The 14,120-nt window shown below is 61.9% G+C and carries 16 protein-coding genes; 8 read left to right on the top strand and 8 right to left on the bottom strand.

The genetic code is table 11. The annotated features are described in order from the left end of the window. Positions 1-11: 11 nt before the first annotated feature. The 4 genes from purF to HJA_RS15515 all read right to left on the bottom strand — a co-directional run bounded on the left by purF (position 12) and on the right by HJA_RS15515 (position 4,050). Positions 12-1,463, bottom strand: a complete 1,452-nt coding sequence (purF, locus tag HJA_RS15530; protein WP_035583892.1) for an amidophosphoribosyltransferase — start codon at positions 1,461-1,463, stop codon at positions 12-14. Between the two features lie 39 nt (positions 1,464-1,502). Next, a complete protein-coding gene (locus tag HJA_RS15525) occupies positions 1,503-2,048 on the bottom strand; it encodes a CvpA family protein (protein WP_035583890.1) in 546 nt (181 codons plus the stop codon). Beyond that, the gene (radA, locus tag HJA_RS15520) at positions 2,041-3,423 is read right to left on the bottom strand and encodes a DNA repair protein RadA (protein ID WP_035583888.1); all 1,383 of its coding nucleotides are present in this window, start codon (positions 3,421-3,423) and stop codon (positions 2,041-2,043) included. Before radA ends, HJA_RS15525 begins: the two co-directional genes overlap by 8 nt. An 81-nt stretch (positions 3,424-3,504) precedes the next feature. Beyond that, positions 3,505-4,050 (bottom strand): RNA 2'-phosphotransferase, encoded by a 546-nt coding sequence (locus tag HJA_RS15515; RefSeq protein WP_035583886.1) that lies wholly within the window; start codon positions 4,048-4,050, stop codon positions 3,505-3,507. Positions 4,051-4,151: 101 nt separating this feature from the next. On the opposite strand from HJA_RS15515, the gene HJA_RS15510 reads away from it, so the two are divergent. Further along, positions 4,152-5,780 (top strand): hypothetical protein, encoded by a 1,629-nt coding sequence (locus tag HJA_RS15510; protein ID WP_035583884.1) that lies wholly within the window; start codon positions 4,152-4,154, stop codon positions 5,778-5,780. A gap of 6 nt (positions 5,781-5,786) precedes the next feature. Here HJA_RS15510 and HJA_RS15505 read toward each other — a convergent pair whose 3' ends face one another. From HJA_RS15505 to HJA_RS15490, 4 genes are read right to left on the bottom strand one after another with little or no spacing between them, the layout of a single operon-like run. Further along, the gene (locus HJA_RS15505) at positions 5,787-6,551 is read right to left on the bottom strand and encodes an ABC transporter ATP-binding protein (RefSeq protein WP_035583882.1); all 765 of its coding nucleotides are present in this window, start codon (positions 6,549-6,551) and stop codon (positions 5,787-5,789) included. Continuing rightward, complete coding sequence (locus HJA_RS15500; protein ID WP_035583880.1) at positions 6,548-7,360, bottom strand: MlaE family ABC transporter permease; 813 nt, start codon at positions 7,358-7,360, stop codon at positions 6,548-6,550. The genes HJA_RS15505 and HJA_RS15500 overlap by 4 nt, the downstream gene beginning before the upstream one ends. Next, positions 7,338-8,393 carry an alanine racemase gene (alr, locus tag HJA_RS15495; RefSeq protein ID WP_035583879.1) on the bottom strand — a complete coding sequence of 352 codons (1,056 nt, stop codon included), beginning with the start codon at positions 8,391-8,393 and terminating at the stop codon, positions 7,338-7,340. The genes HJA_RS15500 and alr overlap by 23 nt, the downstream gene beginning before the upstream one ends. 57 nt (positions 8,394-8,450) lie before the next feature. Then, a complete protein-coding gene (locus HJA_RS15490) occupies positions 8,451-9,902 on the bottom strand; it encodes an MFS transporter (RefSeq protein WP_035583877.1) in 1,452 nt (483 codons plus the stop codon). A 146-nt stretch (positions 9,903-10,048) separates the two neighbouring features. Between HJA_RS15490 and HJA_RS15485 the strand changes: the two genes are divergently transcribed. The 7 genes from HJA_RS15485 to HJA_RS18785 all read left to right on the top strand — a co-directional run bounded on the left by HJA_RS15485 (position 10,049) and on the right by HJA_RS18785 (position 14,119). After that, positions 10,049-10,507 (top strand): hypothetical protein, encoded by a 459-nt coding sequence (locus tag HJA_RS15485; protein WP_035583875.1) that lies wholly within the window; start codon positions 10,049-10,051, stop codon positions 10,505-10,507. Positions 10,508-10,582: 75 nt separating this feature from the next. Beyond that, positions 10,583-11,785 carry a DUF2336 domain-containing protein gene (locus HJA_RS15480; RefSeq protein WP_241764384.1) on the top strand — a complete coding sequence of 401 codons (1,203 nt, stop codon included), beginning with the start codon at positions 10,583-10,585 and terminating at the stop codon, positions 11,783-11,785. A 98-nt stretch (positions 11,786-11,883) separates the two neighbouring features. Further along, complete coding sequence (locus tag HJA_RS15475) at positions 11,884-12,372, top strand: Na+/H+ antiporter subunit E (RefSeq protein ID WP_035583943.1); 489 nt, start codon at positions 11,884-11,886, stop codon at positions 12,370-12,372. Further along, positions 12,369-12,665 carry an MrpF/PhaF family protein gene (locus HJA_RS15470; RefSeq protein WP_035583873.1) on the top strand — a complete coding sequence of 99 codons (297 nt, stop codon included), beginning with the start codon at positions 12,369-12,371 and terminating at the stop codon, positions 12,663-12,665. Before HJA_RS15475 ends, HJA_RS15470 begins: the two co-directional genes overlap by 4 nt. Continuing rightward, on the top strand, positions 12,658-13,029 hold the full coding sequence (gene mnhG / locus HJA_RS15465; RefSeq protein ID WP_035583942.1) for a monovalent cation/H(+) antiporter subunit G: 372 nt from the start codon (positions 12,658-12,660) through the stop codon (positions 13,027-13,029). The genes HJA_RS15470 and mnhG overlap by 8 nt, the downstream gene beginning before the upstream one ends. Beyond that, on the top strand, positions 13,029-13,670 hold the full coding sequence (locus HJA_RS18790) for a DUF4040 domain-containing protein (RefSeq protein WP_051597771.1): 642 nt from the start codon (positions 13,029-13,031) through the stop codon (positions 13,668-13,670). Before mnhG ends, HJA_RS18790 begins: the two co-directional genes overlap by 1 nt. Continuing rightward, the gene (locus HJA_RS18785) at positions 13,667-14,119 is read left to right on the top strand and encodes a Na(+)/H(+) antiporter subunit B (RefSeq protein WP_034764266.1); all 453 of its coding nucleotides are present in this window, start codon (positions 13,667-13,669) and stop codon (positions 14,117-14,119) included. The genes HJA_RS18790 and HJA_RS18785 overlap by 4 nt, the downstream gene beginning before the upstream one ends. The last annotated feature ends 1 nt before the right edge of the window (position 14,120 follow it).

The raw sequence follows: 14,120 nt of genomic DNA, 5'->3' as shown, positions 1-14,120 counted from the left end.
TAGCGCAGGCCTTACGCGTCGTCCAGCAGGGAGAGCTGACGCTCCTTGTCGCTCTCGTCGCTCTCATAGTCGACCAGCGGGGTCGGGTATTCGCCGGTGAAGCAATGGTCGGAGAATTGCGGCATCATATTGTTGCGCACAGGTTCGCCGATGGCCTTGTAGAGGCCCGGAACCGAAAGGAAGCCGAGCGAGTCCACCTTCAGCTCACGCACCATTTCTTCATGCGTGTGAATGGCGGCGAACAGTTCGGATTTTGCGGCCATGTCGATGCCATAGAAATCCGGGTTCACGATGGGCGGGCTGGCGGAGCGGAAGTGCACTTCCTTCGCGCCGGCATCCTTCACCATCTGGACGATCTTCTTCGACGTGTTGCCGCGCACGATGGAGTCGTCCACCAGCACGACGCGCTTGCCTTCCAGCACCGCCTTGTTCGGGCTGTGCTTCTTGGAAATGGCGCTCTGCCGGCCGACCTGCGTCGGCTGGATAAAGGTCCGGCCCACATAGTGGTTCCGGATGATGCCCATCTGGAAGGGGATGCCCGACTGCTCGGAGAAGCCGAGCGCGGCTGGCACGCCGGAATCCGGCACTGGTACGACGACGTCTGCGTCCGCCATGGTTTCCGCGGCCAGCTGGTGGCCCATGCGGCGGCGGACCTCATAAACAGAGCGGCCCTGAACAATACTGTCAGGGCGCGCAAAGTAGACATATTCGAAGATGCAGGGGCTCGCCGGGCGGGCCTGTGTAAAGCGATGGGACTCAATGCCCTTGTCGGAAATGACGACAATCTCGCCATTCTCGACTTCGCGCACGAACTCGGCGCCGATAATGTCGAGCGCGCAGGTTTCTGACGCCAGCACAAATGCATCGCCCAGACGGCCGAGCACCAGCGGACGCAGGCCTACCGGGTCACGCGCGCCGATCAGTTTCTTGCCGGTCAGGCCGACCAGGGCGTAACCGCCTTCAATCTTCTGCAGCGCATCGATCAGGCGCTCCAGGAAACGCGGACGGCTGGACCGGGCGACGAGGTGAAGGATCACCTCGGTGTCCATGGTCGACTGGAAGATCGCGCCGTCGCGCACCAGGTCGTGGCGCAGCTTTCGGGCATTGGTCAGGTTGCCATTGTGGGCAACGGCAAAGCCGCCGCCGGCAAGGTCCGCAAAGATCGGCTGGATGTTGCGAAGCATCGGCCGGCCCTGCGTGGAGTAGCGGTTGTGGCCGATCGCGGCATGTCCGGGCAGGCGGGTGCGCAGGTCACCGCCGAAATGCTCGCCAACCATGCCCATATGGCGCTCGGAGGGGAAACGCTTGCCGTCGAAGGAGGTGATGCCGCAGGCTTCCTGTCCCCGGTGCTGAAGGGCGTGAAGGCCCAGAGCGGTGAGCAGGCTCGCCTCGTGGTTTCCGAAGATACCAAAGACGCCACACTCTTCGCGGGGCTTGTCGTCATCGTGATCAAAATGGACCATACGACAGCGCCTCCTGGATGACAGACTTGCGACAGGGGCCTATTGCCCGTTTTCCTCCGCCGAGGAAAGGGGGGCTTGCACCTCTTTTCCCACCTTGGCCGCTTCGACGTTCACGAAATCAGCCAGATCGCGCAGCGGAGGATAGGTGATTCCGTTCTGAATGAAGCTCGGAATCCGGTTCTGTTCGAGGACGAGCCCCAGAAGGACTACAAAGAAAACAAGGGCTACGAAGCCGCGCAGCACGCCGAACACGGCGCCGGCCACATGATCGAACATGCCGATGCCTTCGGCACCATGGATATTTTTCGAAAGCCGCTGTCCGAGCCAGGCGATCAGCACATAAACGATGATGAAGGCGACGATCAGCAGAATCACGTCTGCCGTCCAGGGCGCCAGATTCGGCGGCAGCAGGGCAGAGAGATCATCGTGGAAGAAGACGCGGGCATAGTAGGCGGCGGCCAGCGCGCCGATGAAGGCGCCGAGCGTGGCCAGTTCCCTGAGAAACCCACGGGCAAATCCCATGATCCCTGAGATCACGACAACCGCCAGCGCGATTCCGTCGAAAGCTGTAATGGACTCAAGCATTCAGTGCGTCCGGGGCAAGCAACTCCACAAGGTCGATAAGCCGTTTAATCGGCGTCACGGTCAAGCCATCCACTGCGGTCGGTGCGCCTTCAGGGACAAAAGCGCGCTCGAAGCCCAATCGTTCCGCTTCTTTCAGGCGCTGCTCCATACGGCTGACCGGACGCACCGCGCCGGACAGGGCCACTTCGCCGAAGAACACGCTGCGTTCCGGAGCTGGGTTGGCCGAGAGCGAAGTGAGCAGGGCGGCCGCCGCGGAGAGGTCGCCGGCGGGTTCCATAATCTTGTAACCTCCGGCGACGGAGAGATAGACGTCCATCCCCGCCAGCGTGATGCCGCATCGCGCTTCCAGCACGGCGAGCAGCATGGCGAGGCGGCCGGAATCCCAGCCGACGACACTGCGCCGGGGCGTACCATAGGCACTCTTGGCAACGAGGGCCTGAACTTCTGCCAGTACGGGGCGGGAGCCTTCCATGGCCGCAAACACCGCTGCGCCGCCTTCGCTTTCGCCATCCGCGCTGAGGAACAGGGCCGACGGCTCCTTCGCCGGGGCGAGGCCGTACTGGTGCATCTCGAAGATGCCGATCTCGTCGGTCGGCCCGAACCGGTTCTTCACCGCACGCAGGATGCGGAACTGATGGCCGCGCTCGCCTTCGAAATAGAAGACGGCGTCCACCATATGCTCCACCACGCGCGGGCCGGCGATCGTGCCTTCCTTGGTGACATGGCCGACCAGGACGAGCGCCGCGCCGGACTTCTTCGCCCAGCGGGTCAGCTCCTGTGCACAGGCCCGGACCTGGGCGACAGAGCCGGGGGCCGCTTCCAGGCTGTCGGACCAGAGCGTCTGGATCGAGTCAATCACGACAAAGTCCGGTTCAGCCGCCTTTAGTGCGCTTATAATCTTGCGTAAGTCCGTTTCGGTTGCGAGCTGGACAGGGCTTTCGGCCACTTTGAGACGCTTGGCGCGGTCCTGAATCTGAGGGGCCGCTTCCTCGCCGGAGACGTACACCGTCTTCAGCCCGTTACGGGCAAGGCGCGCCGCAACCTGCAGCAACAGCGTCGATTTGCCGATTCCGGGATCACCCCCGATCAGCGTTGCGGAAGAGGGGACAATGCCGCCGCCGAACACACGGTCCAGCTCATTGACCCCCATCACGATCCGCGCCGGCGCCTCGGCCGTGTCATTCAGCGCCACAAACTCCGCCTTGCCGGACCGTTTGGAGCCCGTCTTCGGCGCCGCGAGACCGCCGGGAACACCGCCGGTGACTTCCTCGACCAGCGTGTTCCATTCCCCGCAGCCATTACACTTGCCGCTCCATTTGGAGTGCACTTCGCCACAAGACTGGCAGACAAAGGCGGTGGTCGCAGTTTTGGCCATTCCATTGACCTAACGGGCTTCGCGAACATGAGAAAGAGGCAGTTTCGGCAGGGAATGCGACGGATTTTGGCCTCAGCCAGTTCAGGGATCAGATGGTTGCGACAGGTAGGCGGCCGGAACGTGCGCTGTCAGCCAGACGCCATTATCCGCCTGGAAGAAGGCCTGGCCATCCGCATGCATGCGACCTGCCGCAACGGTGAGAACAACCGGCCGGCCATGGCGTTGCCCGACCTTGGTGGCGGTCTCCCGATCGGCGGAGAGGTGGACGTGTTGGCGCGACATGGCCTTCAGCCCATCCACAAGGATTGCATCAAGGAAACGCGTCGCCGTGCCGTGAAACAGGAATTCCGGTGGTGTGACCGGCTCAAGGTCGCTCACAATCTCCACCGAATGTCCTTGCGCGGCGCGGATCATCTGTTGATCTTCCGAGAGGGAGAACCGCTTCTTGTCATTGGTTTCGACAATGCGGTGCAGATCTTCCACCGACATGCCCCAGCCAATCGACTCCAGTCCAGCCAGAAGGGCTTCAACGCCGACCCAACCACCATCGCCGAGCACAAGACCGGCCTTTTCCGGCTGGTGCCGGAGGATCAGGCTCAGGCGTTTTGAGAGCTTCTTATCGTCCATGCGGGCCTTTTGAAGACAATATACAAGCCGGGCAAGCCGCATGGTTTACGGTTCCTTGGCGCTTGCGTCTTATGGGTGGTCCGGCGACCGGGGGCCTTTGAATGGCAATGCTTGAGACATCGCTGGACCGGTGGGCGCTGCGCTGGGCGCTGGCGTGGGTTTTTGGATGGGCGCTGTTCTGCGTGGTGACGCCGATCGAGGTCGGCTTCGATGTGCTGCACTATCACATCCAGGATGGCTGGTCCGCGTTGAACGGACGGCTGGAACGCGATCTCGCCCCGTCGGGCATGCATTCCTATTTCAATCCCGTCAGCCACATGATCACGCAGGCGCTGATCGAGACATTTCCGGCGGCGATTGTGAGTTTTCTGCTTGGGGCCTTGCAGGCCGCGATCCTGATCCCGCTCTACCTGCTTTGCCGCCGGGTTCTGGTCTCGGTTGGGCATGAACACCGGATCAGCGCGCTGCTGCTCGCCCTGGCGGGCTTTTTCAACTACGCCATGCTGACCGTGACGGCGAGCATCCGGGTGGACCATTGGAGCGCCGGGCTTTTCATTCTGGCTCTGCTCGTGCTGGTGCCGAAAGATGGCGCGCCGGCAGACTGGAAAAGGGCAGGCGTGGCAGCCTTTCTTGTGGGGCTGTCGGCCGGGCTGAAACTGACCTCGGTGATCCATGTCGCTGGCATCGCTGCCGCCATTCTTGTCGCCGTGCCCGGATTGCGTGGAAGACTGCAGGCCGCCGCCGCAGCAGGTGTGGCGGGTCTCTCGGGCATTCTGCTGACGGGCGGGTGGTGGATGTGGAAACTCTGGACCGTGGTCGGCAATCCAGTCTTTCCGATGGCGAATGGCGTGTTCAGATCCCCCTTCGGCCCGCTGGAAAATTTCCGCGACGAACGCACTCCTGCACAAAGCATCTGGGATGTCCTGTTCTATCCTGTCAACGCAGCCTCACGTCCGTACAATGAGTTCGGAACAACCTGGATGCAGGACCTGCCGATTGCCTTTTTCTATATCGCGATCCTGATCCTCGGTTGGGTCGGCTATCGGACTTATCGGGACAATGAGCAGGGCGCTGAGGTGCCACCGCGCGCTCTGTTGACCGTCTTCGCGGGGGCATTCGCCACGCTGACGGTCTGGTTCCCCCTGTTCATGGTTGGCCGTTATGCCATGTCGGTCTGGATGGTGAGCCCGCTGGTATTTGCGGCAACGCTCCTGCTCATCTGGCCCGCCCTGAGAGAGCCGCGGCGCGCGCTCGGCTGGTTCGGCGGGATGCTCGCCGTCTGCGTGATCTCTGCGAATGTGGTGCAGCTGCGCCGGTTGCCCGTGCCGGATATGTGGGGGCCATACATACAGGTCGAGGTCCCGTCATCTGTGGACTTTCAAAATGCCGAGGTGATTTTCACCGGTCCCTATCCATCTTCCTTCCTCGCGGCCTACCTGCCAGAGTCCGCAACGTTCATGTTCACTCAGACGCAGGGCTGGGCAGATGGGGCCGAACGGGCGCTGAAGCAGATGGTCCGGCAGCGGATCGATACCTCCAACGGCCCGTTCGTTGCTGTCATGGTGGATGTCGGATCGGATGAGGGCAGCGATGCCTTGCCCGTCATCTTCTCGCGTTTGCGGGGTGAGCTGGGGCTGGTGGCAGATCGCAAGGCCTGCGGCGACTTTGTCACCAGCGTCGACAATGAGCAGGCGCACTGGATCGCGTGCCCTCTGGTGAAGGCGGATTAGACAGACTTACAGTGCGGGCTGGATCGGCCCGTCGGCCCGTCCGTGGACGAACTGGTCGACATAGGGATTGCCGCTACTGTCCACCTCGGACGCCTTGCCGCGCCAGATGATCTTGCCCTCGAACAGCATGGCCACTTCGTCGGCAATCTTGCGGGCAGACGACATGTCGTGGGTAATGGTCACGGTCGCAGCGCCAAGGCCGCGGACCTGTTCGATGATGAGATCATTGATCGCGTCCGCCGTGATCGGGTCGAGGCCCGTTGTCGGCTCATCGAAAAAGATCAGGTCAGGCTTTGAAATGATGGAGCGGGCGAGGGAGACGCGCTTCTGCATTCCGCCGGAGATTTCTGCCGGGTAAAGGTCGGCGACGTCCGAGCCGAGGCGGACCTTGCTGAGGGTCTCGATGGCGCGGTCCTTTGCCTTGGACCGGTTGACGATGCCTGAGTTCACAAGACGGAAAGCGACATTCTCCCAGACTGTGAGGGAGTCGAAGAGCGCGCCTGATTGGAACAGCATGCCGACGCGTTCGCGCATGCGGGCGCGGGTCTTGCCACGGGACTGTGTGACGTCTTCGCCATTGAACAGGATCTGGCCGGAGTCCGGCGTCATCAGGCCGAGAGCATTTTTCAGCATCACCGATTTGCCGGAGCCGGACCCGCCGATCACGACCAGGCTTTCGCCGGGCGCAACATCCAGCGTCACGCCGCGGAGAACGTGGTTCTTGCCGAAACGCTTTTCGACATTCTGCAGGCTGAGAATGGGCGTCGTCACAGGCCAAACTCCACGAAGAGGGTCGACATGATGTAGTTGCTGGCGAGCACCAGAACCGCGGCGCCAACCATGGACAGCGTGGCCGCGCGGCCGACGCCGGTGGCACCCGCTTTGGACTTGTCGCCCTGATAGCAGCCCATCAGGGCGATCACCGCGCCGAACACGACGGCTTTGATGAGGCCGGTCAGCACGTCGTTGCGTGTGACGAAATCCAGCGTGTTGCGCAGATAGACTGTCGAGTCGAAGCCGAGCCCGAAGACCGAGACAGCCCAGCCGCCCATGACGCCGATGATGTCGGCCACAAGCACAAGCATCGGCAGGGCGATCAGCGCAGCGATGAAGCGCGGGGCATAGAGATAACGGTAAGGCGAGGCGGACAGGGATTCCAGCGCGTCGATCTGTTCGGTCACGCGCATGGCGCCGATCTCGGCGGAAATCCCGGCAGAGACGCGTCCGGCCAGCATGAGGGCGGTGATCGTCGCGCCAAGCTCCCGCGTAATGCCGAGGACGACGATGTTCGGCACGAATTGCTCGGCGCCGAACCGGCTGCCACCCTGATAGATGTTCAGGGCGAGGGCCGCGCCGATAAAGATGGCGGACAGGCCAACGACCGGCAGGGAGTAAAACCCGATCTGAATGATCTGCTTCCAGATCTGGCCGAAATACCAGCGCGGTGTGAAAGCAGCGGCTTTCACACGGGCCGAAAACACGGCGAGCCGGCCGATCTCTGCGAAGAGACCGAGGGCGGCTGCGCCGATCCAGGCCAGCGGATTGGGTATCCCGCGTTTACGGGTAGAGGCGTTCGACACGGGTCCCGAGTCCTGTGAGCAATTCATAGCCGAGGGTATTCGCCCGCGCGGCCTGGTCTTCGAGTTTGGCATTCGCGCCGAGGAATTCAACGCGCACGCCTGCTTTTGCTGATGGCTGTGCCTTTGACACATCAATCGTGATCAGATCCATCGAAACCCGCCCGGTGACCGGACAGGGCACGCCATCCAGCCAGCCGATAAAGCAATTGGAGGCTGAACGCAGCACACCATCCGCATAACCGAGGCCGACGGTTGCCAGCAGCATGTCCTGCGGCGCAGTGAATGTGGCGCCATATCCCACGCGGTCTCCGGCTTTTACTGGAAAGACGCTGAGAATTTCCGCGTCCAGCGTCACCGCATGCCGGAGCTGTATGCGTGCAGGCGGCACAGAGCCGCCATAAAGGGCGATGCCGGGGCGGGTAAACTGAAAACCGTAGTCGCGGCCGAGATAACAGCCCGCCGAATTGGCAAGGCTGGCCGGGACGCCGGGGAACGCGTCGGTAATCTTGCGGAATGCTGCCAATTGGGCGGCGTTCAGCTCATGGTCCGGCTCGTCGGCGCAGGCCAGATGGCTCATCACCAGTACCGGGTTCATGGCACGCAGCGCATCGCCATCGGTCTCCGGCATGCTGGTGGGCAGGCCGAGACGATTTATGCCGGTATTGAAGTGCAACGCGCAGGGCAAGCTGCCCGCATCGCTCCAGAGTCGAATCTGTGCCGGGCTGTTCAGGACAGCAATCAGGCTGTGCGCGTGAAACAGGTGCATCGACGCCGGGGCAGGCCCATTCAGGATGAAAATCGAGGGATCCGGACCGACCGCTTTGCGTACGACAGCGCCTTCTTCCGGATAGGCCACGAAGAAAGTATCACACCCGGCCGAGGCGAGTGCGGCCGCAACGCGTTCTGTCCCGAGGCCGTAGGCATTTGCCTTCAAGACGGCGGACGTGTTCGCTTTCGGGTGAAGCGCCGCCAGCGTGCGCCAGTTGGCGACGATATTGTCCAGGTGAACAGTGGCGCGAGGCAGGGACGACATGACTGCACGGGTTAATTGGCTTCAGGCCAATTGTCAGCCCGCCAATGACGGCGCTTTTCAGGCCTTTTCGCGATGGGCCAGCCAGGCGGACCCTTTCATGTTCCAGACCGGCGTGAAGAAGATCATCCAGATGATCAGAGTAATCATGCCGCCGGCCGGGACGATGGCAATCTTTTCCGGGCCGAACCAGTCCACCAGCGCTCCCATCAGGAAGGCACCGAAGGGCGCACCCGCCATGAAGCCCAGCTGGTAGATGGACAGCACGCGGGCGAGCTTTTCCTTCGGGGCGGCGTCCTGCACGATGGAGCGGCTCATCGCGATGGAAATACCGGCGGCGAGACCCCAGACGAACACAATCGTCAGGAAGCCCCAGTGCGGGATCGGCCACATCATCAGGAGTATGCTGACCGAGGCAAGGAATTGCGCGATCAGCAGCAAGCGGCCCTGGCGCTTGATGCGCTTGAAAATGGACAGAACGACGGAGGAGACGAATGCGCCCATCCAGAAGGTGACGAACATGTCCCGGATGCCGTCCGGTCCGAAGCCGTACACATCCCGGTTCACGATCGGCAGAACGACGAGGAAGGCCCCGATCACGAAGATGCCGACGCCAAACATCAGGGCCGTCATCGCCCAGAGCTTTCCGTCGGAGCGCACGGCATGGAAACCATCGGCAATATCGGCCAGCGCGCTTTTCACGCCCCGGCCGCTGGAGAGCAGCTGGCGGCCCTTGCCGAGCCAGAGCGCAAAGATGGCGCCGCAAGCCAGAACGCTGCCCTGTATGAAGAGAAGTTGTTCCGCCGGGATCGGTCCTATGCCGAAGCCCCCCATCCAGTCGGGCATCTTGGTCAGCTTGTCGGCGTAGCCCCCAATGATCAGGCCGCCGATCTGGGCAACGAATTGCGCCATTGTGGCGAGTGTCACACCCAGCTGCAGGGTTACGCCCGACCCCACCCGGGCGCGGCGCTCGACCACTTCATTCACGATGGAGTCCCGGGCCGGCATCATGAAGGCCCCAACCGTGCCGATGGTCAGGCCATAGGCGATCATGGCGGGGTAGGTGAGCGTGCCCTTCCAGACAAAGGCGGCCAGCGCGAGCGCCGGGGCCGCCGCCAGCAGGTGCAGCAGGATCAGCAGCCGCTTGCCGTCTGCCCGTTCGGCGACGACGCCCCCCAGAAGCAGGAAAATCACCGATGGTCCGGACAACGCCATATTGGCGAGGCCGAGCGCCAGGCCATCCCGGTGGAGGTGGTTGGAGTCCGTGATCAGATAGGGGAACAGCACCATCTGCAGGCCAAAGGCCATGAACCAGCTGCACTGGACCAGAAGGTAGGCGGGCAGTTCGATCTTGACCACACGGCGGACCCGGCGGGCCCGCCAGTGCGTGGCCGTGGACAATAGCGAGGCCCCCGCTGTCAGCGCTTCACTGACACCGCTGACCGGAGAGGTGACATCGCCTGCCGCCTCTTCGGTGATCTCATCGGCAATGGATTCGACCGGTTCTTCCATTCCGCCTCCCGCGTGAAGCGGGACATTAGGTAGGCCGGACGGACAAGGAAAGCCCGCTTCGCCACAGAAAGGCCGGGTTTCACCCAGTTGCGCTGTGGCGCCCCGACCGGTAGCGTTAAGGAAGCTGCCGGTTTGCAGGGTGGACCATGCGTATATTCAGACATCTTATCAGCTGGGCGCTCGCGCTGTTCCTGATCGCCATGTTCATCCAATCCACAATTGCGCCCTTGCCGGATCCGCCGGAAGGGTCTGTGAAACTGTTCGATGCGCCGGGTCAGAACATCGTGTTCCAGACCATTGCCGAACGGTCAGGCGTGTCACTGTTCGAGCCGGCCGGCCGGTTCGTGATTGCGATCATTGAACTGGTGGCGGCTTTCTTCCTGCTTCTGCCGTTTTCACGGCGGTTCGGGGCGGCGCTGTCGGCGCTGGTCTGCGGGGCGGCTATCGGGTTTCACCTGTCTCCCTGGCTCGGCCGGAATATCCCGGTTTCGCTGGATCCTGCCAATACAGCCACAGATGGCGGGCAGCTGTTCATGCTCTCGATCCTTATGCTGGTCGCCAGCCTGCTTGTGATGGTGGTACATCCGGGCCGTATCCGCGGTTAGCGGAGCGGCTGATATTCCACCCCTCGTTAACTGTTTCCTGCGACCCTTTGACGGTTCAACGGATACGACTTCGACATGGAATCGATGGAACAGGCCGAAAAGCCACGCATCGGGCGCGCCCGGAACACGTTGTTCCGACGGCTGGTGGACATTGTGTCGATGCCTTCCGGCGGTCGCCTGACCCAGCAGGATCGCCATATGGCGGCCGACATCCTGCTCGACATGCTGTTTCACGCCGACCCGGACGACCGTGCGATGTGTGCCCGTCGCCTGGCCCAGAGCAAGGAAGCGCCGCGCCGCCTGCTGCGGTATCTGGCGCAATGTCCCTACGCGATTGCCGCGCCTCTGCTGGAACATAACGAAGCCTTTGATGCGTGTGACCTGCTGGACATTGCGATGACCGGAACAGCGGAGCACCGGCTGGCGATCGCCAAGCGCAAGATTGTCCCGGGGCCGGTGAGCCATCATCTCGCCGAAGCTGGCGAAGACCATGTGCTGAAGGAGCTCGTGCTGAATAATGGCGCCGAACTGCCGGAGCAGGCGGTGGACCGGCTGGTGCGCCGTTCGCGTGACCTTCCGGCCCTGTGCCCGCTGATCGCAGACCGGCTTGAGACGATCCCGTCCCATGCGCTGACACTGTTCTGGTGGGCCGACGGTCCGACCCGGAAACGTATCCTGCAACGCTATGCGTCTGACCGGCTCGAAATCATCGACTCCTGCAAGGATGTCTTTGAAATGATGGCGGATGAGCAGTGGGCCGACCCGGTTGCCCGGAAGGCCATTCAGCTGATCGAACGCCGTCAGCGTAACCGCGCGGCGCTGGAGCGTAGCCCCTTCGATAGCCTGGAAAGCGCCATCAACGCGGCGGCCGTAAATGGTATGGATGCCCAGACCGAACAGGAGATCGGCTACCTGTCCGGTATCAAACCTGTCACGGCTGCCAAGATTTTGGGCGATGAGGGCGGTGAGGCGCTGGCGGTGCTGTGCAAGGCGACCGGCGTGAAGCGCGATTTCCTGCCCGTCCTCTGGGTGGCACTAAAAAAACCGCTCGAACTGGAAGAGGGGGTTATCCACCCTCAGTTCCAGCATGTCTCTGATGTTTATGAGATTCTGAGTGTTGCCAAGGCGCAGACGATCCTGCGCTACTGGAACTGGGCCCTCTCGTCAGCCTATTCGCCCGGCGCTGTACAAAGCGGTGCAGCTCTGCCGATGCCTGCGAATGAGGAAGCAGAGTTCTCAACGGCACAACGCACAGCGCGTCTGGTTTTTGGCAGATAAGCGATCAAAACTGTAAAACGGTGGGGAACGGGCTTTTCAAAACCCTTTAAGCCCTTTAGTCCCAATCCCGGTTAAGGGCGATCGGAAGAGGGTTGCGCGTGGCGTATTTTCTGGGGCTGGTAGTGGCTTTGGCGGCGTTCTGGCTCGGAATGTCCGGCCATAATACACCATTGATACTCTCATTGGGCGGCATCTCGCTCATCATCACATGTATCCTGGCCTACCGGCTGGACATTATCGATCGCGAAGGCTCGCCCTATGTGCGGCTGGTCGGTTTCCTTCTGTATTTTCCCTGGCTCGCCAAGGAAATTGTCAAAGCGAACATCAGCGTCATCCGCGCCTGTGTGAAAGCCGATCTCGACATCGCGCCAGCACTCGTGAAGGTCAAAACGGTCTGCAAATCAGACCTCGCCAAAGTGACCTTCGCCAATTCGATTACGCTGACACCTGGCACCGTTACGGTGGAAATCGAAGGCGACAAGCTGCTCGTCCACGGTCTCTACGAACAGGATTCCCAGCCGGAAGCCTTTGTTGAAATGGACCAGCGCTCCGCCCGCGCCATCGATGGAAAGGGGGCTGCTGCATGATTGCCGCCGCGCTGATTGCAATTCTGTTCGGTATGGCGCTGCTTCTGCTGCGCGCCTTCATCGGACCCACGCTTTACGACCGCATCCTTGCGGTAAACTCATTCGGCACGAAGACCGTGCTGGCGCTTGGCCTTCTGGGCTTTGTGATGGACCGGCCCGAGTTTCTCGATATCGCCATTACCTATGCGCTGATCAACTTCGTTTCGACGATCGCGATCCTGAAATTCTTCCGTTACCGGTCTTTCCAGGTGCCGCTGGTGCGCCGCGGGCAGGGAGGCAATGCCGATGGCTGAGGTCTTCTCTGACATTCTCGGATACTGGGAGATTGTCCGTTTCCCGCTGGGCGCCCTGATGTGCTTCGGAGGTGCCATCCTGTGCCTGATCGGCACCGTGGGCGTGCTGCGCTTCCCGGACATCTACACACGGCTCCATGCGGCTTCGATCACGGATACGTCCGGCGCGGCGCTGGTGCTGATCGGCATGATGCTGATTTCGCCAGGCTGGCTGGTCATCTCCAAACTGTTCGCCATCTGCGTCTTCATCTTCCTGACAAGCCCGACCGCATCCCACGCGCTGGCCAATGCGGCGCATACCGCGGGTGTGCAGCCGATCATCGGCCGGGTCGGCACGTCTGAAGCGGACGGGGGAGACGCCTGATGCATTCGATGTTCAACGGCGATTTCGGCATCGTCCTCGTCAATATTTTCCTGCTTGCCATCCTGTTTGCGACCGGCGTTGCCATCGCCCGGATGCGCAGCCTGTTCGCCATTGTTATGTTGTCGGGCATCTATTCGCTCGTTTCGGCGGCCTGGTATGTCGCGGTCGATGCGGTCGACGTGGCCTTCACCGAAGCGGCCGTCGGCGCTGGCATGTCGACCGTCGTTCTGCTGGGCGCCATGCTGCTGACCTCGCGCACGGCCAAGCCGGAGAAGCTCTTCTTCCGCCTGGGTCCGATGCTGGTCTGTCTGGCGACCGGCGCGGCACTTATCTACGCGACCGTTGACCTGCCGGCACTCGGCGATGCGTCCTCTCCGGCCAATGCGGGTGTCGGTCTCACCTATCTGCAGGTCGCCTGGTTCGAAACGGGTATCCCGAACGTCGTGACCCCCGTCCTCGGCAGCTATCGTGGTTTCGATACGCTGGGCGAGACGACGGTTGTGTTCACGGCTGGTCTGGCCGTCGCCTTGCTGCTCGGTTTCGGCGAACGGTCTCTGGCCGAGCGTATCCGCAATGAGAGCCGCCCCGGCGAGCGCAAAGCGAACAAGGCCTCGGCTTCCAGTGACGAGGATCCCTCATGAATACCGATCATCACGTCATCCTGCGCGTCATTGCAAAGATGCTGATCCCCGTGATCACGATGTTTGCGTTTTATGTTCAGTTCCACGGTGACTTCGGTCCCGGCGGGGGCTTCCAGGCTGGCGTGATCATCGCCGTTGCCGTGATCCTCTATGCGCTTGTCTTCGGTGTGCCGGCGGCAATGCGGGCTGTACCGCCGGTCTTCACACGTTCGCTCGCTGCGGTCGGTGTGATGATTTATGCCGGCGTCGGTTTCTGGGCGATGCTGCAGGGCGGGCATTACCTTGAATACCAGGCCCTGTTCCATGAACCGCCGGGCGAACATCATGGCCAGCACATCGGTATCCTCGGAATCGAGCTTGGCGTGCTGTGCGGCGTCTCCGGCGCGATGCTGACGATCTTCTATGCCTTTGCCGGCCGCGTGGCCGAAATCCGCGACGAGGACTGGTAAG

It is taken from the genome of Hyphomonas jannaschiana VP2 (genome assembly GCF_000685215.1).
In the GTDB taxonomy this organism is placed as follows: Bacteria; Pseudomonadota; Alphaproteobacteria; order Caulobacterales; family Hyphomonadaceae; genus Hyphomonas; species Hyphomonas jannaschiana.
Note: the sequence above shows the minus strand (reverse complement) of the source record. Positions and strands in the feature narration are given on the sequence as shown.

Coding starts and splice junctions, on each gene's coding strand:
- purF (WP_035583892.1), bottom strand. CDS start 1,463: ATGGTCCATTTTGATCACGATGACGACAAGCCCCGCGAAGAGTGTGGC.
- HJA_RS15525 (WP_035583890.1), bottom strand. CDS start 2,048: ATGCTTGAGTCCATTACAGCTTTCGACGGAATCGCGCTGGCGGTTGTC.
- radA (WP_035583888.1), bottom strand. CDS start 3,423: ATGGCCAAAACTGCGACCACCGCCTTTGTCTGCCAGTCTTGTGGCGAA.
- HJA_RS15515 (WP_035583886.1), bottom strand. CDS start 4,050: ATGGACGATAAGAAGCTCTCAAAACGCCTGAGCCTGATCCTCCGGCAC.
- HJA_RS15510 (WP_035583884.1), top strand. CDS start 4,152: ATGGCAATGCTTGAGACATCGCTGGACCGGTGGGCGCTGCGCTGGGCG.
- alr (WP_035583879.1), bottom strand. CDS start 8,393: ATGTCGTCCCTGCCTCGCGCCACTGTTCACCTGGACAATATCGTCGCC.
- HJA_RS15490 (WP_035583877.1), bottom strand. CDS start 9,902: ATGGAAGAACCGGTCGAATCCATTGCCGATGAGATCACCGAAGAGGCG.
- HJA_RS15485 (WP_035583875.1), top strand. CDS start 10,049: ATGCGTATATTCAGACATCTTATCAGCTGGGCGCTCGCGCTGTTCCTG.
- HJA_RS15480 (WP_241764384.1), top strand. CDS start 10,583: ATGGAATCGATGGAACAGGCCGAAAAGCCACGCATCGGGCGCGCCCGG.
- HJA_RS15470 (WP_035583873.1), top strand. CDS start 12,369: ATGATTGCCGCCGCGCTGATTGCAATTCTGTTCGGTATGGCGCTGCTT.
- mnhG (WP_035583942.1), top strand. CDS start 12,658: ATGGCTGAGGTCTTCTCTGACATTCTCGGATACTGGGAGATTGTCCGT.
- HJA_RS18790 (WP_051597771.1), top strand. CDS start 13,029: ATGCATTCGATGTTCAACGGCGATTTCGGCATCGTCCTCGTCAATATT.
- HJA_RS18785 (WP_034764266.1), top strand. CDS start 13,667: ATGAATACCGATCATCACGTCATCCTGCGCGTCATTGCAAAGATGCTG.